Origin of the sequence: Streptomyces sp. NPDC086835 (assembly GCF_044745705.1) — a bacterium.
Taxonomy (GTDB): Bacteria; Actinomycetota; Actinomycetes; order Streptomycetales; family Streptomycetaceae; genus Streptomyces.
This window is the reverse complement of record NZ_JBIVAU010000009.1, coordinates 1-21784: the sequence shown is the minus strand read 5'-3', so window position 1 is coordinate 21784 and position 21784 is coordinate 1. Positions and strand designations below refer to the sequence as shown.

Below are 21784 nucleotides of genomic sequence, written 5' to 3'. Positions count from 1 at the left end.
AGGTCGCCGCCGCGCGCGCCACAAGACCTGGCCTGCCTGCGCGGCCAATGGAGGGCCCTGGTTCGACGGGTCGGCACTGAGGCCCCATTTCGTTCGACATTGCGAACGCTGGTCGACCAACCGTGCCGGGTTGTGCGCAAAGCGTTGACGGCCACTCTCGCGGTTCCTAGGGTGCCGTTCGAAGTTCTGATCGCTGTCCGATATATCGAACGATTTCGAGGATGTGCGTATGGCTCGCAGACGATGGCGGCTCGGGCTCACCCTGGGAGCCCTGCTCGCCGGGACGCTCGGCGCAGGACCCGGCGCGGCGGCCGAACCCGCCGACTACACGATCTCCGTCGACGCCGACGGTACGGGCGCGAAGATCGACGACACGATGTACGGCGTCTTCTACGAGGACATCAACCGCGCCGCCGACGGCGGGCTCTACGCCGAACTCGTGCAGAACCGCTCCTTCGAGTACCGGCCCGCGGACAACGCCGCCTACACACCACTGACCTCGTGGACCGTCTCCGGCGGCGCGAGAGCCGCCGAGGACGACGGGCGCCTGGGCGAGCGCAACCGCACCTACCTCTCGATGGACGGCGGCGCCTCGGTCACGAACGCCGGCTACAACACCGGCATCGCGGTGGAGAAGGGGAAGCGGTACGACTTCTCCGTCTGGGCCCGCGCGGGCAGCTCGGCGCCGCTGACCGTCACCCTGCACGACGCGGCGGGCGAACTCGCCGAAGGCCGCAGGGTCGTCGCGCGCGGCGGCTGGACCAAGTACACGGCAACGTTCACCGCACGCCGCACCTCCACCACGGGCCGCCTCACCGTCGCCGCCGCACGGGCGGCCGCGCTCGACATGGTCTCCCTCTTCCCCCGGGACACCTACAAGGGCCGCGAGAACGGTCTGCGAAAGGACCTCGCGGAGAAGATCGAGGCCCTTCGCCCGGGCTTCCTCCGCTTCCCCGGCGGCTGCCTGGTCAACACCGGAAGCCATGAGGGCTACGACGAGGCATCCGGCTGGGAGCGCCGCCGCTCGTACCAGTGGAAGGACACCGTCGGCCCGGTCGAGGAGCGGGCGACCAACTCCAACTTCTGGGGCTACAACCAGAGCTACGGACTCGGCTACTACGAGTACTTCCAGTTCGCCGAGGACATCGGCGCGATGCCGCTGCCCGTCGTCCCCGCCCTGGTCACGGGGTGCGGTCAGAACCGGGCCACCGACGACCCCGCCCTGCTGCGCCGGCACATCCAGGACACCCTGGACCTCATCGAATTCGCCAACGGGCCGGTGAGCTCGGAGTGGGGCGGCAAGCGCGCGGAAATGGGGCACCCGGAGCCGTTCCGCCTCACCCACATCGGCGTGGGCAACGAGGAGAACCTGCCCAAGGAGTTCTTCGCGCGCTTCCAGCAGTTCCGCACCGCCATCGAGGCCGCCCACCCGGACATCACGGTGATCGCCAACTCCGGCCCCGACGACGCCGGGACGACCTTCGACGAGGCCTGGCGGCTCAGCCGCGAGTCCGGTGTGGACATGGTCGACGAGCACTACTACAACAGCCCCCAGTGGTTCCTCGAGAACAACGAGCGCTACGACGGCTACGACCGGAGCGGCCCCGAGGTCTTCCTCGGCGAGTACGCCTCCCAGGGCAACACGTTCGGCAACGCCCTCGCGGAAGCGGCCTTCATGACCGGCCTGGAGCGCAACGCCGACATCGTGAAACTCGCCTCGTACGCGCCGCTGCTGGCGAACAAGGACTACGTGCAGTGGCAGCCGGACATGATCTGGTTCGACAACGCGAAGTCATGGGGATCGGCCAACTACGAGACGCAGAAGCTCTTCATGACCAACGTGGGTGACGAGGTCGTCCCCTCCACCGCGTCCACCACGCCGACCACCTCGGGGCCCATCACCGGCGCCGTCGGCCTGTCGACGTGGGCGACCAGCGCCGCGTACGACGACGTCCAGGTCACGGGCTCCGACGGCAGGACCCTGATGTCCGACGACTTCTCCGGCGGCGACGACCGGTGGACGAAGGCCGCCGGCGCCGGTTCCTGGGCCGTCCAGGACGGCGCGTACGTCCAGAGCGACGAGACGGCGGAGAACACCCTCGTCACCGCCGGGGACGCGGCCTGGCGGAACTACGACCTCAGGGTGAAGGCCACCAAGAAGTCCGGCAGGGAGGGCTTCCTCGTCGCCTTCGGCGTCAAGGACACCGGCAACTACTACTGGTGGAACCTGGGCGGCTGGAACAACACCCGCTCCGCTGTCGAGAAGACCGTCGGCGGGGCCAAGCAGACCATGACCGAGAACGCCACGACCATCGAGACCGGCCGCACCTACGACCTCCATGTCGAGGTGCGCGGACGGCAGGTGACGCTCTACGTCGACGGTCACAAGTGGGGCGGGTTCACCGACGACAAGGTCGCCGAGCCCTTCCGTCAGGTCGTCACCAAAGACGCGTCCACCGGCGACCTCATCGTCAAGGTCGTCAACGCCCAGGCCTCACCGGCCCGGACGGCGATCGACCTCGGCGCGGGGACCGAGGTGGCGCCGACCGCCCGGGTCACCACTCTGGCGGCCGACCCGGCCGCGCAGAACACGGCCGACGAACGGCCGGTCCAGCCGCGGTCCTCGACCTTCGACGGAGTCGGCAGCACCTTCTCGTACACCTTCCCGGCCCATTCCGTGACCTTCATGAGGATCAGGACCGAGTGAGGAACGCGTGCGGGGTGCGCGCCCGGCGCGCGCACCCCGCACGCGCCCTCACCCTCCCGCCCCGCGACTGACACCGGGGCGTGGAAGCCCCTCCGTGTTCCGGGCCGACCGGTCCGAACGGCAACCGAAGTACCGAACGAGCCGCATCATGCGGCCGACCACGAGAGCGAGACAACCCATGACGACCAGCAGACGCGCCGTGCTGACAGCGGCGGTGGGAGCCGCGGCGACAGCGGCCACAGCCGCGACGACCCCCGCCGCGGCCGCCGGCGCGACGACGGCCCCGCAGGGGACAGGCGGTACCCGCGGCCCGGTGCGGCAGCGGTTCGGGTCCCTGGCCGACGGCACCGGCGTCGACCTGTGGACGCTGGAGAACGACGGCATCCGCCTGCGCGTCCTGTCGTACGGAGGCATCGTCCAAGGGCTCGAGGTGCCCGACCGCCGCGGGAGGTGGGCGAACGTGTCCCTCGGCTTCGACAACCTGGACGACTACGTGGCGAAGAGCCCGTACTTCGGTGCGGTGATCGGCCGTTACGGCAACCGCATCGCCGGCGGCAGGTTCACGCTGGACGGGACCACCTACCGTCTCCCGGCGAACGACGGCCCCAACAGCCTGCACGGCGGGGACCAGGGCTTCGACAAGCGGGTCTGGGACGTCGAGCCGTTCCGGAGGGGCACCGACACCGGGCTCACCCTGCGGCGCGTCAGCCCCGACGGCGAAATGGGGTACCCCGGCACCCTCACGGTCCGGGTCGACTACACCCTCACCGCGCGGGGGGAGTTCCGCGTCGACTACGAGGCGACGACGGACCGGGCCACCGTCGTGAACCTCACCAACCACACGTACTTCAACCTCGCGGGCGAGGGAAGCGGCACCGTCCACGACCACCGGCTGCGCATCGACGCCTCCCGCTACACACCGGTGGACGCCACGCTCATCCCGACGGGCGACCTCGCACGCGTCGCCCGTACCCCCTTCGACTTCCGACTGGGCAAGCCCATCGGCGAGGACCTCCGCCAAGGGCACGAGCAGATCCTCCTGGGACAGGGGTACGACCACAATTTCGTGCTCGACAAGGGGATCACCGGGCACCCGCAGAAGGCCGTCACGGTCACCGAGCCCACGTCGGGGCGGGTCATGACCATCGCCACCACGGAACCGGGCCTGCAGTTCTACAGCGGGAACTTCCTCGACGGCACGCTGAAGGGCACCTCGGGCCGGGTGTACCGGCAGGGCGACGGGTTCTGCCTGGAGACCCAGCACTTCCCCGACTCGCCCAACCGGCCCGGATTCCCCACCACCGTGCTCCGCCCGGGACGGACCTACAGGTCCTCGACCGTGCACTCCTTCGGCACGCTCTGAGCGGGACGCCCACAGCACCGTGCCCCGGCCCTCCGCATCGGGAGGGCCGGGGCACGGTGCCGCGTCGGGCCGGCCGTCAGGAACCGACCTTCCGCTTGTTCCAGACGTCGAACCCGACCGCGGCCAGCAGCACCAGTCCCTTGATGACCTGCTGGTAGTCGCTGCCGATGCCGACGAGCGACATGCCGTTGTTCAGTACGCCGAGGACCAGGCCGCCGATGATCGCGCCGAACACCGTCCCGACGCCGCCGCTCATCGACGCGCCGCCGATGAAGGCCGCGGCGATCGCCTCGAGTTCGAAGTTCACGCCGGCCTGCGGGACGCCCGCGTTGAGGCGGGCGGCGTAGACGACCCCCGCGAGGGCCGCGAGCACACCCATGTTCACGAAGACGAGGAAGGTGACGCGCTTGTCCTTCACGCCGGAGAGCTTGGCCGCCGCCTGGTTGCCGCCGAGCGCGTACACATGGCGTCCCACGACCGCGTTGCGCATCACGAAGCCGAAGCCGACGAGCAGGGCCGCGAGGAGCAGCAGCACGACCGGGGCGCCCCGGTAGCTGGCGAGGGTGAGGGTGAAGGCCAGGACGGCGGCGCTGAGCGCGGCGCACTTGGCGATGAAGAGGTTCCTGGGCAGCACGTCGAGCTCGTACTTCTGCTGGCGGCGGCGGTCCCTGACCTCCTGCCACAGGGCGAACGCGAGCAGCGCGAAGCCCATCAGCAGGGTGAGGTTGTGGTAGTTGGTGACCGGCCCGATCTCCGGCAGGTACCCGGTGGCGATCTTCTGGAAGCCCTCGGGGAACGGCCCCAGGGAGCGGCTGCCCAGCAGGATCTGCGTCCCGCCGCGGAACAGCAGCATGCCCGCCAGCGTGACGATGAACGACGGGATGCCCACGTACGCGATCCAGAAGCCCTGCCACGCGCCGGCGAGCGCGCCGATCGCGAGGGAGAGGACGAGCGCGAGCACCCAGGGCACATCGTGCTCGACCATCATCACCGCGGCCGCGGCGGAGACGAAGGCCGCCAGCGAGCCGACCGACAGGTCGATGTGGCCCGAGATGATGACGATCATCATGCCGATGCCGAGCACGAGGATGTAGCTGTTCTGGAGGACGAGGTTGGTGACGTTGTTCGGCAGCAGCAGGACGCCGTCGGTCCATATCTGGAACAGCACGACGATGAGCGCCAGTGCGACGAGCATTCCGTACTGCCGCATGTTGCGCCGTGCCGCGTCGAGCAGCAGTTCCTTCGTGCCGTGGCGCGTCGGCGGGGGCTTGCTGGGGGAGGCGCTGGTCGGCGCGTCGGTGGTGGCCGGGCCCATGTCGGTTACCTCTTGTCGCTGGTGCTGGTCATGTGGCGCATGAGAACTTCCTGGGTCGCCCGGCCGCGAGGGACCTCGCCGGTGAGACGGCCCGCGGACATCGTGTAGATGCGGTCGCACATGCCGAGGAGTTCGGGGAGTTCGGAGGAGATGAAGACGACGGCCTTGCCCTCCGCGGCGAGCCGGTCGATGACGGTGTAGATCTCGAACTTGGCGCCCACGTCGATGCCGCGCGTGGGCTCGTCGAGGATCAGAACATCAGGCCCGGCGAAGATCCACTTGCTGAGGACGACCTTCTGCTGGTTGCCGCCGGAGAGCCGGCCCACCTGCTCGAAGACCGTGGGCGCCTTGATGTTCATGCTGCGCCGGTAGGACTCGGCGACGCGCCGCTCCGCGTGTTCGTCCACGACACCGCGCCGGGCGACCTTGGAAAGGGCGCTCATGGTGATGTTCCGGCCGATGGTGTCGATCAGGTTGAGGCCGTACTGCTTGCGGTCCTCCGTGACGTACGCGATGCCGTGGCCCACCGCCTCCGGGACGGTGCGGGTGCGGATCTCCTTGCCGTCCTTGAGGACGGTGCCGCTGATGTTGCGCCCGTAGGAGCGTCCGAACACGCTCATCGCGAGCTCGGTACGGCCCGCGCCCATCAGCCCCGCGATGCCCACGATCTCGCCCCTGCGGACGTTGACCGACACCTGGTCCACGACCTTGCGCTGCTGGTCGATCGGGTGGTGCACGGTCCAGTCGCGGACCTCGAGCGCCGGGTGCTCACCGGGTTCGCCGGTGTACGGGGTGCGTTCGGGGAAGCGGTGGTCGAGATCCCGGCCCACCATGCCGCGGATGATGCGCTCCTCCGTCATGTCCCCGTCGCGCACACCGAGGGTCTCGATGGTGCGGCCGTCACGGATGACGGTGACCCGGTCGGCGACCTCCGCGATCTCGCCGAGCTTGTGCGAGATGATGATCGAGGCGATGCCCTGTTCCCTCAACTCCTTGATGAGGGACAGCAGTTTGGCGCTGTCCTCGTCGTTGAGCGCGGCCGTGGGCTCGTCGAGGATCAGCAGCTTGACCTTCTTGGAGAGCGCCTTGGCGATCTCCACGAGCTGCTGCTTGCCGACGCCGATGTCCGCGACCCGGGTCTGCGGGTGCTCGCGGAGGCCGACGCGCCTCAGCAGCGCGGCGGCGTGCCGCAGGGTCTCGTTCCAGCTGATGATCCCGCGCGTGGCGTGCTCGTTGCCGAGGAAGATGTTCTCGGCGATGGACAGGTACGGCACCAGGGCGAGCTCCTGGTGGATGATCACGATGCCGCGGTCCTCGCTCGCCCGGATGTCCTTGAACGCGCAGGGCTCGCCCTGGAAGAGGATGTCCCCCTCGTAACTGCCGTGCGGGTGCACCCCACTGAGCACCTTCATCAGCGTCGACTTGCCGGCGCCGTTCTCCCCGCAGATGGCGTGGACCTCGCCCGGCGCGACGGTCAGCGTCACGTCGGACAGGGCCCGCACCCCGGGGAACGTCTTGCCGATGGACCGCATCTCCAGGATGGGTTCCACCGCCGGGGCCCCCGGCATCAGAGGTCGCTCGCCTTGATGTAACCCGAGTCGACCAGCACCTTCTTGTAGTTGGTCGCGTCGACGCTGACCGGGTCGAGCAGGAAGGCCGGCACGACCTTCTTCTCGTTGTCGTAGGTGGTGGTGTCGTTGACCTCGGGCTTCTTGTCGTTCAGCACGGCGTCCGCCATCTGCACGGCCTGCTTGGCCAGCGCCCGCGTGTCCTTGTAGACCGTCTGGGTCTGCTGCCCGGCGATGATGGACTTGACCGAGGCGACCTCGGCGTCCTGCCCGGTGACGACCGGGTAGGGCTTGGCCTTCGTGCCGTAGCCGTCCGACTTGAGCGCCGAGAGGATGCCGATCGATATGCCGTCGTACGGGGAGAGCACCGCGTCGACGGTCTCCGAACCGTACGAGCCGGTCAGCAGGTCGTCCATGCGCTTCTGCGCGGTGCCGCCGTCCCAGCGCAGGGTGGTGATCTGCTCCAGCCTGGTCTGTCCGCTGCGGACGACGAGCTGCTTCTTGTCGATGTACGGCTTGAGGACCTTCCAGGCGCCCTGGAAGAAGAAGCGGGTGTTGTTGTCGTCGGGAGAGCCGGCGAACAGCTCGATGGTGAACGGGCCTTCGCCGCTGCCGTCCTTCAGCCCCAGCTTGTCCACGATGTAGCCGGCCTGGAGTTCGCCGACCTTCTCGTTGTCGAAGGAGGCGTAGTAACTGACGGCCTCGCTGCCGAGGATGAGGCGGTCGTAGGAGATGACCTTGACGCCCTGCTCGCTCGCCTGGCGCAGCACGTCACCCAGGGCCCGTCCGTCGATGGCCGCGACCACGAGGACGTCGACACCCTTGGTGATCATGTTCTCGATCTGGGAGACCTGCTGGTCGACGTCGTCCTCGCCGTACTGCAGGTCCGTCTTGTAGCCGAGCTTCTTGAACTCGGCGGCCATGTTGTTGCCGTCGGCGATCCAGCGTTCCGAGGACTTCGTCGGCATGGCGATGCCGACGGTGGATCCCTTGCCTCCCGCTGGCTCCTGCTTGCTGCCGCCCGTGCTGCTCTGGCCGCAGGCGGCGAGGGACAAGGCGAGGGCGGCGGTGACCGCGGTGATCGCGGCTCGGCGGATGCGCATCTTCATCAATCCTTAGGTGAGGGCACTGCCGCCGGAGAGGCGGTGGCAAGGTCGGTGACGGGCAGATCGTGGGCAGCGGGGCCGGTGACGGACGGGCCGGCCGGGGGGAGGTCCGCCACGGGGAAGCGGTGCAAGGGGCCGGGGAGGCGCGAGCCGAGCGGCGACATCCCGCCGTCGGCGCCGAGACGGGCCAGCAGGTCGAGGGTGAGGCGCCCGCGCCGTACCCGTTCCCGGGCGGATGCCAGCATCGTGTCGCGCATCTGGGCGCCGTACGGGTAGAAGCCGGGTGCCTTGCTCAGTCCGAACTTCAGATAGAGGGGAGCGCCGCGCCTGATGAGCTCGGCCGCCTCGTACATGCGCACATAGCCGCCGAGGTCGTCCGGCGCCTCCACGTAGAGGTCCATCGGCGCCGCGCTGGCGCGCCGGATCTCGGTGAGGTGGGCGAGCGTCAGGTCGGAGGGCACGTTGACCGAGTCGGCGCCGAGACGTTCATGGACGGCGTACGCCGCCGGATTGACCGGACCCACGAGCGCGGACACCTTGAACGTCGTGTCGGCGGGCAGCACCCCCTGGGCGCGCAGCCGGTGCAGGCACCAGAGGACTCCTTCGTCGGCGACGAGGAGGCAGCGCACGCCGAGGGCACTCGCGCGGAGCGCGTCCTCGACGCAGCCGGCGAGCGCGTCGTGACCACGGGCCCGCAGTCCGGAGCCGCCGGAGTCGGTACGGGTGGACGCTCCGATGTCCCAGCTCCCGCGCGGCCCGGTGAACAGGCAGAGTTCGATGTCGCGTTCGGCGCAGGCGCCGACCATCTCGGTGATCTCGTCGTCGGTGAGCATCCACACGCCGCTGCCCTGGCTGATGCGGTGGACCGGCAGGTCCAGCCGGGCGGCCTCCTGGAGTACGACGGCCAGCACCTCCGGCCCCTCGCAGGACGGGATCTCGGTGCGCCAGCTGCCGCCGTCGGGGAACCGGTGTGCGGAGGCGTCCGAGGGGTTCTCCGCGGGCGCGGCCAGGCCGAGTACGGCGAGGGCCGCTCCACCGGGGCGGCGGGCTCCGGAGGTTCGAGCGGGTGGAGGGGTCACGAGCAACCTCTATTGTTCGAAATATCGGACGTCGTTCGAGATTCTGGGGCGACGTTAAGGATCGAGCCACCTGGGTGTCAATGGGTCGGACGGTCGAACACGAAGATCCCCGACGCCTTACCGGGAACCGTCACCGGCGATAGACTGTTCGCTCTGCCGATCAAGCGTTGATATATCGAACAAGGGGAAAGCCATGGGACGCCTCGTGCCCGCTGTCACCCGTGCTCTCGACATTCTGGAGCTCTTCCTCGACGGGGACGGGACGCTGTCGGCCCCCGATATCGTCCGGAAACTCCAACTGCCGCGCACCACCGTGCACGAACTCATCACCACGCTCGCGGCCCGCTCGTACATCGTGCCGGTGGACGGCCGCTCCGGCCGCTACCGCCTCGGAGTCCGTCTCTACCAACTGGGCAGCCGCTACGCGGAGCAGCTCGATCTCGCCCACGAGGGCCAGGAGGTGGCCCGCTCCGTCGCGGAGACCTGCGACGAGACCGTCCATGTCGCGATCCTGGACGGTACCCACGTCCTCTACATCGCGAAGGTCGACTCCACCCACGCCGTCCGTATGGTCTCCGCCGCCGGCCGCAGCCTGCCCGCCCACTGCACCGCTGTGGGCAAGATGCTGCTCGCCTCCCTTCCCGACAGCGAGCTCGACGCCCGCCTCGCGCCGGGCACCGAACTGGTCGCCATGACACCCAACAGCATCACCGACCCTGCCGTCCTGCGTACCGAACTGGAGGCCGTGCGGGAAGCCGGCATCGCGCTGGAGCGCCGGGAGTCGAACGCGGACGTCAGCTGTGTCGCCGCGCCCGTGCGCGACCGTTCGGGCCGGGTCGTCGCCGCGCTGTCGATCTCCGTGCCGATGATCCGCTGGAGCGAGGAACGCCGCGCGGAGCTCGAACCGCTGGCGGCCAAGGGTGCCGCCGACCTGTCCGAGCGCCTCGGCCACCGGGCCGCCGCATGAAGGGCATAGAGGTGGCGGTGCGCCACGACGCGCTGCTCGGTGAGGGCCCCACCTGGGACCCGGCGGCCGAACGGCTGCTGTGGGTCGACATCCTGCGCTCACGCGTCCACACCTACGCCCCCGCCACCGGGCGCCGCACGGTCATGGCCACCGACCAGCATGTCGGCGCGGCCAAGCCCCGGGTCGACGGAGGAATCGTCGTCAACCTCCGTGACGGGGTGGGGGTTTACGACAATGACGGTGCCTTCCGCTGGCTGCGCCGGGATCCGGTCCCGGGGCGCCGCGCCAACGACGCCGCCGTCGCCCCCGACGGCTCGCTGTGGACGGGGACGATGCGCTACGACGAGGCCCCGGGCGGCGGAACGCTCACCCGGATCACGCCGGACGGCACGGCGACCACCGTCCTCGCGGACGTCGCCGTCAGTAACGGCACCGGCTGGAGCCCCGACCGCCGCCGGATGTACTACATCGACTCGCCGACCCGCCGTATCGACGTGTTCGACCTGCGTCCCGATGATCCGCTGCCGGTGAACCGGCGTCCGCTGGCCGTCGTCGAGGACGGCGCGGGCTACCCCGACGGACTCACCGTCGACGCCGCCGGATGTGTCTGGGTGGCCCTGTGGGACGGGGCCGCGGTACGCCGCTACACGCCGGAGGGCGTGCTCGACCGCGTCGTGGAGCTCCCCGTGCGACGGCCCACCGCCTGTGCGTTCGGCGGCTCGGGGCTCACCGACCTGTATGTCACGTCCGCCCGCAAGGGGCAGGCCGCGCCGCATCCTCTGTCCGGCTCGCTGCTGGTCCTGCCCGGCGCAGGGCAGGGGGTCACTCAGCCCGCCTTCGCCGGCTGAACCCGGGCCCTCCGCCGGTGCGGCGGAGGGGCCCGGTCGCGGCATAGCCGGGGCTCAACGGCCAACCATGTTCGGCAAGTCGAACGTTGTTCGTCATTTCAGCGAAAGCCATTGACGTCCGGATTCCTCGCGTCTACGGTCCCGTTCGAAGTTGCGAGCGGGCGTCGAAATTTCGAACGTCAGGGTATCGACGGCTCCGCCCCCGCATCCCCTCGTCCGATGAAGGAGCCGCCCTTCATGAACGCCCCGCACTCCCGGCAAGGCCGCCGCCTCGGAGCCGTCCTCGCCACCACCGCCGTCACCGCCGCACTCGTCGGTGCCGGCGTCCTCCCCGGCCACGCCGCCCCCGCCGCCCCTGCCACCTCCGCGGGCTATCCGGACCCCCGCCCCGTCACCGGCGACACCGAGGTCCACGACCCCTCCGCCGTCCGCCTCAAGGACGGCACGTACGTCGTCTACTCCACCCACGGCAAGATCGAGGCCCGCACCTCACGCGACGGCAGGACATGGCAGCGCGCCGGGTCCGCCTTCACCGAGGTCCCCGACTGGTGGCGCGCCTACTCCGCGGAAGGCGACCCGTGGGCACCCGAGGTCACCTACCGTGACGGCGTCTACTGGCTCTACTACGCCGTCTCCTCCTTCGGCTCCAACCACTCCGCGATCGGCCTGGCCACCTCCCGCACCGGCAGGCCCGGCACCTGGGAGGACCGCGGAACGGTCTTCGCCACCACCACGGGCGACCACTACAACGCCATCGACCCCGCCGTCCTCCAGGCGCGCGGCCGGCTCTGGATGTCCTTCGGCTCGTACTGGACCGGCATCCGCATGATCGAGCTCGACCCCGCCACGGGCAAGCCCCGCACCGCCGACCCCGAGGTCCTGCACCTCGCCACCCGCCCCGACGAGCCCTACGCCGTCGAGGCGCCGTACATCGTCGAACACCAGGGCCAGTACTACCTGTTCGTCTCCTACGACCGCTGCTGCGCCGGTACCGACTCGACCTACAACATCCGCGTCGGGCGCGCCACGCACCCCGCCGGTCCGTACTACGACCGCGACGGCACCGCGATGACCGACGGCGGCGGTGAACTCCTGCTCGCCGGCCACGGCCGGTACCTCGGCACCGGCGGTCAGTCCGTGCTCCGCGACCGCGGCCGGGACGTCCTCGTCTACCACTACTACGACGCCGACGACGCCGGCGTGCCCAAGCTCGGCCTCAACACCCTGAGCTGGGGCAAGGACGGCTGGCCCGTCGTCACCCCCTGATCCCCCGAAACCTCCCGGAAGGACACCATGCCCGACAGCAACGCCCGCTTCACGCTCGACCCCGCCTTCACCGTGGGCGAGGTGAACCCCCGTCTCTTCGGCTCCTTCGTCGAGCACCTGGGCCGCTGCGTGTACACCGGCATCTTCGAACCGGACCATCCGTCCGCCGACGAGGCCGGGCTGCGCACCGACGTCCTCGAACTGGTCCGGGAACTGGGCGTCACCGCCGTCCGCTACCCGGGAGGCAACTTCGTCTCCGGCTACCGGTGGGAGGACTCGGTCGGCCCTGTCGACGAGCGGCCGCGCCGCCTCGACCTCGCCTGGCGGTCCACGGAGACCAACCGTTTCGGGCTGAGCGAATTCATCGCCTTCCTGGGGAAGATCGGGCCGCAGGCCGAGCCCATGATGGCCGTGAACCTCGGTACGAGGGGCGTGGCCGAGGCACTCCAGCTCCAGGAGTACGCCAACCACCCCGCCGGCACCGCCCTTTCCGACCAGCGCATCGCGCACGGCGACAAGGACCCGTTCGGCATCCGCCTCTGGTGCCTCGGCAACGAGATGGACGGCCCCTGGCAGACCGGTCACAAGACGGCGGAGGAATACGGCCGGCTGGCCGCCGAGACGGCCCGTGCCATGCGGCAGATCGACCCCGACCTCGAACTGGTCGCCTGCGGCAGCTCCAGCCAGGCCATGCCCACCTTCGCCACCTGGGAGGCGACCGTCCTCCAGGAGGCGTACGACCTCGTGGACCACATCTCGCTGCACGCCTACTACGAGGAGATCGACGGCGACCGCGACTCGTTCCTCGCCTCCGCCGTGGACATGGAGTCGTTCATCGAGAACGTCGTCGCCACCTGCGACCACGTCGGCGCCCGGCTCAAGTCCAAGAAGCGCATCCAGCTCTCCTTCGACGAATGGAACGTCTGGTACCAGAAGCGGTTCGAGGCGGAGAACACGGCCAACCCCCTGGACTGGCCCGAGGCCCCGCGACTGCTCGAGGACAACTACAGCGTCACCGACGCCGTCGTCTTCGGCTCGCTGCTCATCGCCCTGCTCCGCCACGCCGACCGGGTGACCGTCGCCTGCCTCGCCCAGCTCGTCAACGTGATCGCCCCGATCATGACCGAGCCCGGCGGCCCGGCCTGGCGGCAGACCACGTTCTTCCCCTTCGCCCAGGCCTCCCGCTACGGGCGGGGCGAGGTCCTCGACGTAGGCGCCGACTCACCCACCTATGAGACGGCCGCCTACGGCGAGGTGCCGCTGCTGCACGCGACCGCCGTACGCGACCCGCACACCGGCGCCGTCACCGTCTTCGCCGTCAACCGGAGCCAGAGCGTCCCGCTGCCGCTCCAGGTCGCCCTCACCGGGCTGGACGTCACCCACGTCGAGGAGCACAGCGTCCTCAGCGACGCCGACCCGGAGGCCCGCAACACCCTCGCGGAGCCCGAGCGCGTCGTGCCCCACGCGGGCGAAGGGGCCGTGCTCGCGGACGGCGTCCTCGACGTCACGCTCGAGCCCCTGTCGTGGAACGTGATCCGGCTGACCGCCGGCGCCTGACGCGCACAAGCCGCCGCCCGCCCCCGGTCGCGTCAGGCACCGGGGCCGGGCGGCCCCCTCCCGGGACACCGCACCACACGCCGACCCCTTCTTCCTCGGAGACGAGCCGCCATGCATCCACATCGCCTCAGCCGGCGCCGCGCCCTCGCCGGCGGCATCGGCGCCCTGGCCGCCACCACGGCCCTCGGCCCGCTGTCCGGCTGCGCCGCACCCTCCACCGCGGCAGGACCCGGGCAGACCCGTCTGCGGTTCTGGCATCTGTTCGGCGGCGGTGACGGCGTCAACATGCAGGGCATGCTCGACGCGTTCCGTGCCGAGCACCCGGACGTCTCCCTGGAGGCGGCGACCCTCCAGTGGGGTGCCCCCTACTACACGAAGCTGGGCATGGCCGGCGCCGGCGGACGCGCGCCCGAACTGGCCGTGCTGCACCTGGCCAGGCTCGCCGGCTTCGCCCCCGGCCGGCTCCTCGACCCCTTCGACCTCGACCTCCTCGCCGACCTCGGGGTGCGCGAGCAGGACTTCCCGCCAGGCATCTGGCAGCGCGGCCGGGTGGCCGGCGAGCAGTACGCCGTCCCGTTCGACACCCACCCCTTCGTCCTCTACTACCAGACCGAGGTGTGCGAGAAGGCCGGACTCATGTCGGGCGGCAGGCTCAAACCGATCGAAGGAACCGAGGAGTTCGCCGACGCGCTGCGCGCCGCGAAGAAGGTGACCGGTCAGCCCGGCCTCGTGACCGAGACACTCGGACCCGACTGCATCACCCCGTGGCGGCTGTTCGCCACCTTCTACTCGCAGACCGGCGGCAAGGTCCTCTCCGAGGACGGCAAGCGCCTCGCCCTCGACGACACCAAGGCGCTGCGCGTGCTCGAGTACATGGCCGGCCTCGCGGAGGAGGGGCTGATGGTGCGCCGAGCCGACTACGGCGCCTCCGTCGGCATCTTCAACGGCGGAAAGACCGCCTTCCATCTCAACGGCGAATGGGAGATCTCCTCCTTCCGCACCACCGGCATCCCGTTCTCCATGACCACCGTGCCCACGCTCTTCGGCCGGCCCGGCACCCAGGCCGACTGCCACGCCTTCGTCCTCCCGCACCAGGCCGACCGCGGTGGCGCGACGAACGAGGCCGCGCACCGGCTCGTCGCCTGGATGCTCCGCAACTCCGTCGCCTGGGCCGAGGGCGGCCATGTGCCCGCGTACCTCCCGGTATTGAAGGATCCCGCGTATCTCGAACTGAAGCCGCAGTCCGAGTACCGCGGCGTGATCGACGACGTGGCGCTCGACGAGCCCGCCTGGTTCGCCGGCTCCGCCTCCCGGATGTGGATCGAACTCGGAGCCGTCCTCTCCGGCGTGCTCACCGGGTCCCGCACCCCGCGCGGCGCCCTCACGGAGGCCAAGGTCCGCCTCCGGAACCTCCTCGACACCCGTAACCCACTTCCCGGAGCCGCGTCATGACCACCACCACAGCGGCACCGCCGTCACCGGTGACGAAGGGCGCCCCCGGCCGGCCGGTCCGCTCCGTCCACCGCAAGTGGACCGAGCACGGCCTGGTTTTCGTCGCCCCGTTCCTGCTCGTCTACGCCATGTTCCTGATCTGGCCGCTGCTCTCCGGCCTCGGGATGAGCATGACCAGCGAGAACATCACCGGAACGGGAGGGGAGTTCGTCGGCTTCGCCAACTACGCCGAAGCCCTCGCCGATCCCGACGTCTGGTCCTCGCTGTGGAACACGGTCTGGTTCACGGTGCTCTCCACCGTCCCGCTGGTCCTCGTGGGGCTCGGACTGGCCCTGCTGTCGCACCAGTTGCGGGTGGTGCAGTGGCTGTGGCGGCTCAGCTGGTTCGCGCCGTTCCTGCTCCCCTCCGGAGTCGTCTGTCTGCTCTTCGCGCAGATGATCTTCCCGTCCGGCTTCGGTCTCGCCGACCAGATGCTGGCCGCCGTAGGACTGGAACCGGGCATCGGATGGCTCAGCGAAGAGCGTTACGCGATGCTCTCCGTCGTGGCGACCACCGTCTGGTGGACCGTCGGCTTCAACTTCCTGCTCTACCTCGCCGCCCTCCAGGCCATCCCGGTCCACCTCTACGAGGCCGCCGAACTCGACGGCGCCGGGGCCTGGAACCGGCTGTGGCACATCACCTTGCCGATGCTGCGCCGTACCACCGGACTGGTGGTGGTCCTCCAGGTGCTGGCGTCGCTGAAGATCTTCGACCAGGTCTACATCATGACCGGCGGCGGCCCGGACGAATCGACCCGGCCGATCCTGCAGTACGTCTACCAGCAGGGCTTCACCGGCTACCGCATCGGTTACGCCTCCGCGGTGTCCTACATCTTCTTCGCCCTGATCCTGATCGTCTCCCTGGTGCAGCCGATGCTGTCCCGGCGCCGAGCTGAGGAGGCCGCAAAGTGAGCGGTTCCGCCACCATCACCTCCCGTCGCGCGCCCCGCACGGGCTCCGACGCCGGCTCCACGGGCCGCAGGCCCCGCTGGAGCGCGGGCAGGATCACCCTGCTCGTCGTCGCCCTGGTCCTCACCGTGGCCTGGCTGATCCCGCTCGCCTGGGCGGTCGCCACCTCGCTGAAGCCGGAGGGCGAGACGACGAAGACCCCGCTCGAGTGGTTCGGTTCGCGGATCACGTTCGAGGCGTACAGCAAGGTCTGGGAGTCCGGCGACCTGATGCGCTGGATGATGAACTCCGCGTACATCTCCGTCATGACGACCGTACTGACGGTCCTGACCTGCGCGATGGCCGCCTACGGCTTCACCCGCACCGACTTCCGCGGCCGCAAGCTGCTCTACGGACTGGTGCTCGCCGGCATCATGGTCCCGCCGCAGGTGCTCATCGCCCCGCTGTTCACCGAGATGGTGCAGCTCGGACTCGTCGACACCTATTGGGGTGTGATCCTGCCTCAGGTCGCCGTCCCTGCCATGGTCTTCATCCTGGTGAAGTTCTTCGAGGGAGTGCCCCGCGAGCTGGAGGAGGCCGCGTTCGTCGACGGCGCCGGACGCTGGCGGGTGTTCTGGACGATCGTGATGCCGCTGTCCCGGCCGGTGCTCGCCGCCGTCGCGATCTTCACGTTCATCTCGACCTGGAACAACTTCCTCTGGCCGTTCCTGGTGACCACCGACCCGGGCGGCATGACCCTCCCCGTCGGCCTGGTCAACGTCCAGTCCTCGTTCGGCGTCCGCTACGCCCAGATCATGGCGGCGCTCGTGATCGCCGGACTGCCCCTGCTGATCGTCTTCATGCTCTTCCAGCGGCAGATCGTGCGCGGTATCGCGCACACGGGTCTTGCCGGCCAGTAGGACGGGCCCCAACAGCGGGCCCGTCGACACGGTTGTCCGAAGAAGGAGTCATCGCAATGAGCCGCACAGCACTCCTGCCCCGCCCGCTCGCACGCGCACTGGTGTCGATCCCCCTGGCCACACTGATGGCCCTGGCTCCGGGTACGGCTCTCGCCTACCCGGCGCCGGGGCACGTGACCGGCGACATCGTCGTGCACGACCCCACCATGGTCCGCCGTTCCGACGGCACCTACCTGCTCTACGCCACCGGCGGCGGACTGGCCATGCGCTCGTCCACCGACCGGGTCGCCTTCCGCGCCGGAGGCTCCGCGTTCCCCACCGTGCCGTCCTGGTGGGGCCGCTACTCGTCCGTACCGGAGGCATGGGCCCCCGACATCTCGTACCACGGCGGCAAGTACCTGATGTACTACGCCGTTTCCCGCTTCGGCTCCAACACGTCGGCGATCGGCTTCGCCACGTCCTCCACCGGACTGCCGGGCAGCTGGACCGACCACGGCATCGTGCACAGCACGGACGCGTCGAGCGACCACAACGCCATCGATCCGAACCTGTTCGTCGACGACGACGGAACCTGGTGGCTCACCTTCGGCTCCTGGTGGACCGGGATCAAGATGATCCGCCTCGACCCGAGCACGGGCAAGCAGCACGCCGGCGACAGGACGCGGTACTCCCTCGCCTCCCGGCCCACCGGCAGCCGCGCCGTCGAGGCGCCGCAACTGGTCAAGCGCAACGGCCTCTACTACCTCTTCGCCTCGTACGACACGTGCTGCGCCGGCACCTCGTCCACCTACAAGATCAAGGTCGGGCGGGCGAGCCGGGTCACCGGGCCCTACACCGACCGCGCCGGTGTACCGATGATGAACAACGGCGGCACGCTCGTCCTCGAGTCCCACGGCCGGGTGATCGGCCCGGGCGGTCAGTCCGTCATCAAGGACGCGGACGGCCACCTGCTCGTCTACCACTACTACGACGGCCAGGACGGCGGCACGCCCAAGCTCGGGGTCAACCTGCTGGGCTGGGACGGCGGCTGGCCCACCGTCTACTGACCGGCACGCGCAGCACGAAGGCCGGGGCGCACCGATCGGTGCGCCCCGGCCTTCGCGGTGTCTCAGACGCCGGCGTCCTCGAAGCGCCGCAGCTCGCCCGGCAGCCGCGAACCGAGCGGCGACATCGCGTCGCCGGCTCCGTGCCGGGCCAGCAGGTCGAGCACGAGCCGGCCGCGGCGGACCCGCTCACGGGCGGTGCTCAGGACGGTCTCCCGCAGGTGCAGGCCGGAGGGGTAGATCGACGGCGCCTTGGAGAGGCCGAACTTGAGGTAGAGCGGGGCGCCGCGGCGGATCAGCTCGGCGATCTCGTACATACGGATGTAGCCGCCGAGGTCGTCCGGCGCCTCCACGTACATGTCCATCGGCGCCCCGCTCACCCGGCGGATCTCGGTGAGGTGGTCCAGCGTCAGGTCGCTGGGCACATTGAGGGAGTCGGCACCGAGCCGCTCGTACACGGCGTACGCGGCGGGGTTGACGGGGCCGATGAGTGCGGAGACCTTCAGCGTGGTGCCGGCGGGCAGGAGACCGCGCGACCGCGCCCGGTGCAGGGTCCACAGCACCCCCTCGTCGGCGACGAGCAGACAGCGCACTCCCAGCTCGGTGGCGCGGACGGCGTCCTCCACACAGCCGGCCACCGCGTCGTGCCCGCGGGCGCGCAGCCCGCCGCCACGCGAGTCGGTACGGGTGGAGCCGCCGATGTCCCAGGTGCCGCGAGGTCCCGTGAACAGGCAGAGTTCGATGTCGCGCTCGGCGGTCGCCTCCACCATTTCGGTGATCTCGTCGTCGCCGAGCATCCACACGCCGCTGCCCTGGCTGACGCGGTGTACCGGGACGTCGAGCCGGGTCGACTCCTTGAGCACCGCGGCCAGCGCCTCGGGGCCCTCCACGGAGGGGATCTCCACCCGCCAGCGGCCACCGTCGGGGAAGGAGTGCGGGGAGGCGTCGGCGGGGTCGAGGGCCGGGCCCTCGAGCCCGAGGGCGGCGAGGGCGGGTTCACCGGGCCTGCGAGGCGTTGAGCGAGGCATTGCGGACGGGGACATGGATCTCCTCGACTGAAGAAGTGGTTCGATATCGCGAACAGCGTTCGAGACTTTGGGCGTGGGTCGGGCGGCGGTCACGCCGCCCGGCGTCCTCGTCTCAGGGGTGCAGCAGTACCTTGCCGACCTCGGGGTCGCCCGATCCCACCAGGCCGAGGGCCCGCTCGAACTCGTCGAGCCGCAGCTCGTGCGTGACCAGCGGAAGCGGTGTGAGCAACCCGGCGGCGAAGGCGCGCACCGCGTGCGCCCAGGCCGCGGGGGTCGCGCCGAACACGGTCTGCACCTCCAACTGGCGCACCACCAGATCGGTCGGATCGAGTCCGGCGGCGCCGGCCGCGGGGATGCCGGTGAGCACCAGACGGCCGCCCCGCCGCAGCAGGCCGGCGGACGTGCGGGCGGCCGTTGCCGAACCGGCCGCCTCGACGACGACGTCGAACTCGCCCGGCAGGGGCAGTTCGTCCACCGTGCGGTACTCCGTCGCGCCGAAGGAGCGGGCGAGCGCGGCACGGTCCGGCCGGGTGCCGACCATCAGCACCGCGGCGGGGGAGCAGGCCGCGAGCAGTTGCGCGGCGAGCATGCCGAGCGTGCCCGTGCCCACGACGGCGACCCGCTCACCGGGCCGTACGTCCGCCTTGAGGGCCGCCGCGGCGACGCACGCGGCGGGTTCGAGCAGGGCGGCGGCCGTCAGATCGGCGTCGTCGGGCAGCGGGTGGAGCAGCCGGGCCGGGAGGGTCAGGGTCGCGGCCATCGCTCCGGCCTGCGTGAATCCCGTCTCCTCGTACCCGGCGCTGCACAGGGTGGTGTCACCGGCGTGGCAGCGGTCGCACACCTGACAGTTGCGGAACCCCTCGCCGACCACCTTCCGGCCGACGAGCGAGCCGGGCACGCCGTCCCCGACGGCGGCGACCGTCCCCGACCACTCGTGCCCCGGGGTGACGGGGTAACGGACGTAGCCCTCCGGCCGATTGCCCTGGAACACCTCCCGGTCGCTGCCGCAGATGCCGACGGCGGCGACGCGGACCTGGGCCTCGCCGGGGCCGGGGCGGCGGGGGGTGTGTCCGGCCAGCCGGAACCGGCCGGGGCCGTCGAGCACGACCGCCCGCGAGGGCGCCGCCGTGCCGCCGCCGCCCGGCGGCACGGGGCTCACGACTGCTTCCCCTTCGGGGCACGCTTCTCCCAGCCCTCGGCCCACAGGTCGAACCGGGCCTGCTGCTGCGGGAATTCGGCGGCCGCGTCGGTGTCCAGCTCCACTCCGAGCCCCGGCGCGTGCGACAGCTCGAAGCAACCGGTCTCGGGGTCGACCTGCGGGGCGCCCTTGACGACCTTCTTGATCTCGGCGTCCGCGAAGTCGTTGAAGTGCTCGAGCACCTTGAAGTTCGGTGTGGAGAAGCCGACCTGCAGCGACGCGGCGGTCAGGACGGGGCCGCCCACGTTGTGGGGTGCGACCAGCATGTAGTGCGTCTCCGCCGTGGCGGCGAGCTTGCGGGTCTCCCAGATGCCGCCGATGTGCCCGACGTCCGGCTGGAGGATGTCGGCGGCCTGCGACTCGAACAGTTCGTGGAACTCGATGCGGTCGTGAATGCGCTCGCCGGTGGCGACGGGCATGTCGACCTTCTCCGCCACCTTCTTCAGTGCCTTGAGGTTCTCCGGCGGCACCGGCTCCTCCAGCCAGGCCGGCCGGAAGGGAGCCAGCTCGTTCGCCAGCCGTACGGCGGTGGAGGGGGAGAAGCGGCCGTGCATCTCGAGCATCAGCTCGGCGTCCGGCCCGATGGCGTCCCGCACGGCCTCGATCAGCGACACGGAGTAGAGCGTCTCCTCGTGGGACAGCTCGTAGTGTCCGGTGCCGAACGGGTCGATCTTCAACGCGCGGTACCCGCGCTCCATGACCGCGCGCGCGGCCTTGTGGTAGGCCTCCGGGGTCCGCTCCGTGGTGTACCAGCCGTTGGCGTACGCCTTGACGCGGTCGTGGACCTTGCCGCCCAGCAGCTGCCAGACGGGTACGCCGAGGGCCTTGCCCTTGATGTCCCAGCACGCCATCTCCACGCACGCGATGCCGGACATCACGATCTCGCCGGCGCGTCCGTAGTCGCCGTACTTCATGCGGCGCACGAGGTCTTCGACGGCGAACGGGTCGGATCCGGTGATGTGGTTGGCCTCGGCCTCCCGCAGATAGCCCACCAGCGCGTCGGTGTGGCCCAGCATGCGGGTCTCCCCGATGCCGGTGAGCCCCTCGTCGGTGTGCACCTGGACGTAGGTCAGATTGCGCCAGGGCGTGCCGATCACATGTGTGCTGATTCCCGTGATGCGCAAGGCAGTTGCTCCAGTCGTGTTCGATATTTCGACAGGCGTTCGAAATTCTGCCGCGACAGTAGGGACGGAGGTGAACGCGTGTCAATGGGGCACCGGCATGCTTGACCGTTTTTCCGTGGAAGCATAGCCTGCGACTGTCCGATATAAGGAACGCTGTCCGAAATCTCGAACGGTATCGGGAACATTCATCGTCTTGGAGGCACGCACGTGACTACCACGCCTGTCTGGAGTGTCGACCCCCGTAGCGGGAAGCGGCGGGAGCGGGTGGGGGTGGAGGCGTCTGCGGGGGAGGTGGACGGTGTGGTGCGGGCCGCGTG

Annotated in this window: 17 protein-coding genes; 10 read left to right on the top strand and 7 right to left on the bottom strand. The window is 70.1% G+C overall.

The window, feature by feature from the left end; genetic code table 11:
• Positions 1 to 229 precede the first annotated feature (229 nt).
• Positions 230 to 2707 carry an alpha-L-arabinofuranosidase C-terminal domain-containing protein gene (locus tag ACIPJI_RS26120; protein ID WP_402249189.1) on the top strand — a complete coding sequence of 826 codons (2478 nt, stop codon included), beginning with the start codon at positions 230 to 232 and terminating at the stop codon, positions 2705 to 2707.
• 178 nt (positions 2708 to 2885) lie between these two features.
• On the top strand, positions 2886 to 4070 hold the full coding sequence (locus ACIPJI_RS26115; RefSeq protein ID WP_402249187.1) for an aldose epimerase family protein: 1185 nt from the start codon (positions 2886 to 2888) through the stop codon (positions 4068 to 4070).
• Between the two features lie 76 nt (positions 4071 to 4146).
• Here the strand turns inward: ACIPJI_RS26115 and mmsB are convergent, their stop codons facing one another.
• The 4 genes from mmsB to ACIPJI_RS26095 are packed head-to-tail and all read right to left on the bottom strand — an operon-like array spanning position 4147 to position 9138.
• On the bottom strand, positions 4147 to 5385 hold the full coding sequence (gene mmsB, locus ACIPJI_RS26110; protein ID WP_356624545.1) for a multiple monosaccharide ABC transporter permease: 1239 nt from the start codon (positions 5383 to 5385) through the stop codon (positions 4147 to 4149).
• Positions 5386 to 5390: 5 nt separating this feature from the next.
• Positions 5391 to 6953 carry a multiple monosaccharide ABC transporter ATP-binding protein gene (gene mmsA, locus ACIPJI_RS26105; protein WP_402249186.1) on the bottom strand — a complete coding sequence of 521 codons (1563 nt, stop codon included), beginning with the start codon at positions 6951 to 6953 and terminating at the stop codon, positions 5391 to 5393.
• The gene (chvE, locus tag ACIPJI_RS26100) at positions 6953 to 8056 is read right to left on the bottom strand and encodes a multiple monosaccharide ABC transporter substrate-binding protein (protein ID WP_402249184.1); all 1104 of its coding nucleotides are present in this window, start codon (positions 8054 to 8056) and stop codon (positions 6953 to 6955) included. The genes mmsA and chvE overlap by 1 nt, the downstream gene beginning before the upstream one ends.
• A 5-nt stretch (positions 8057 to 8061) precedes the next feature.
• The gene (locus tag ACIPJI_RS26095) at positions 8062 to 9138 is read right to left on the bottom strand and encodes a hypothetical protein (protein ID WP_402249182.1); all 1077 of its coding nucleotides are present in this window, start codon (positions 9136 to 9138) and stop codon (positions 8062 to 8064) included.
• 193 nt (positions 9139 to 9331) lie between these two features.
• On the opposite strand from ACIPJI_RS26095, the gene ACIPJI_RS26090 reads away from it, so the two are divergent.
• The 8 genes from ACIPJI_RS26090 to ACIPJI_RS26055 all read left to right on the top strand — a co-directional run bounded on the left by ACIPJI_RS26090 (position 9332) and on the right by ACIPJI_RS26055 (position 18120).
• A complete protein-coding gene (locus tag ACIPJI_RS26090) occupies positions 9332 to 10105 on the top strand; it encodes an IclR family transcriptional regulator (RefSeq protein WP_307704918.1) in 774 nt (257 codons plus the stop codon).
• Complete coding sequence (locus tag ACIPJI_RS26085; RefSeq protein WP_402249181.1) at positions 10102 to 10953, top strand: SMP-30/gluconolactonase/LRE family protein; 852 nt, start codon at positions 10102 to 10104, stop codon at positions 10951 to 10953. The genes ACIPJI_RS26090 and ACIPJI_RS26085 overlap by 4 nt, the downstream gene beginning before the upstream one ends.
• 237 nt (positions 10954 to 11190) lie before the next feature.
• Complete coding sequence (locus ACIPJI_RS26080) at positions 11191 to 12219, top strand: arabinan endo-1,5-alpha-L-arabinosidase (RefSeq protein ID WP_307704916.1); 1029 nt, start codon at positions 11191 to 11193, stop codon at positions 12217 to 12219.
• A 27-nt stretch (positions 12220 to 12246) separates the two neighbouring features.
• A complete protein-coding gene (locus tag ACIPJI_RS26075) occupies positions 12247 to 13776 on the top strand; it encodes an alpha-N-arabinofuranosidase (RefSeq protein WP_402249179.1) in 1530 nt (509 codons plus the stop codon).
• A 111-nt stretch (positions 13777 to 13887) separates the two neighbouring features.
• Positions 13888 to 15228, top strand: coding sequence for an extracellular solute-binding protein (locus ACIPJI_RS26070; RefSeq protein ID WP_402249177.1), 1341 nt, complete (start codon positions 13888 to 13890; stop codon positions 15226 to 15228).
• On the top strand, positions 15225 to 16178 hold the full coding sequence (locus ACIPJI_RS26065; protein WP_402249175.1) for a carbohydrate ABC transporter permease: 954 nt from the start codon (positions 15225 to 15227) through the stop codon (positions 16176 to 16178). The genes ACIPJI_RS26070 and ACIPJI_RS26065 overlap by 4 nt, the downstream gene beginning before the upstream one ends.
• Positions 16175 to 17074: a carbohydrate ABC transporter permease gene (locus ACIPJI_RS26060; protein ID WP_402249173.1), complete on the top strand. Its 900-nt coding sequence runs from the start codon at positions 16175 to 16177 to the stop codon at positions 17072 to 17074. The genes ACIPJI_RS26065 and ACIPJI_RS26060 overlap by 4 nt, the downstream gene beginning before the upstream one ends.
• 56 nt (positions 17075 to 17130) lie before the next feature.
• Positions 17131 to 18120 (top strand): arabinan endo-1,5-alpha-L-arabinosidase, encoded by a 990-nt coding sequence (locus tag ACIPJI_RS26055; protein WP_402249171.1) that lies wholly within the window; start codon positions 17131 to 17133, stop codon positions 18118 to 18120.
• A gap of 62 nt (positions 18121 to 18182) precedes the next feature.
• Here ACIPJI_RS26055 and ACIPJI_RS26050 read toward each other — a convergent pair whose 3' ends face one another.
• The 3 genes from ACIPJI_RS26050 to ACIPJI_RS26040 all read right to left on the bottom strand — a co-directional run bounded on the left by ACIPJI_RS26050 (position 18183) and on the right by ACIPJI_RS26040 (position 21467).
• A complete protein-coding gene (locus ACIPJI_RS26050; RefSeq protein WP_307704911.1) occupies positions 18183 to 19160 on the bottom strand; it encodes a hypothetical protein in 978 nt (325 codons plus the stop codon).
• Positions 19161 to 19257: 97 nt separating this feature from the next.
• Positions 19258 to 20295, bottom strand: a complete 1038-nt coding sequence (locus ACIPJI_RS26045; RefSeq protein ID WP_402249543.1) for a zinc-binding dehydrogenase — start codon at positions 20293 to 20295, stop codon at positions 19258 to 19260.
• Between the two features lie 5 nt (positions 20296 to 20300).
• The gene (locus tag ACIPJI_RS26040) at positions 20301 to 21467 is read right to left on the bottom strand and encodes a mandelate racemase/muconate lactonizing enzyme family protein (RefSeq protein ID WP_307704910.1); all 1167 of its coding nucleotides are present in this window, start codon (positions 21465 to 21467) and stop codon (positions 20301 to 20303) included.
• Between the last annotated feature and the right edge of the window lie 317 nt (positions 21468 to 21784).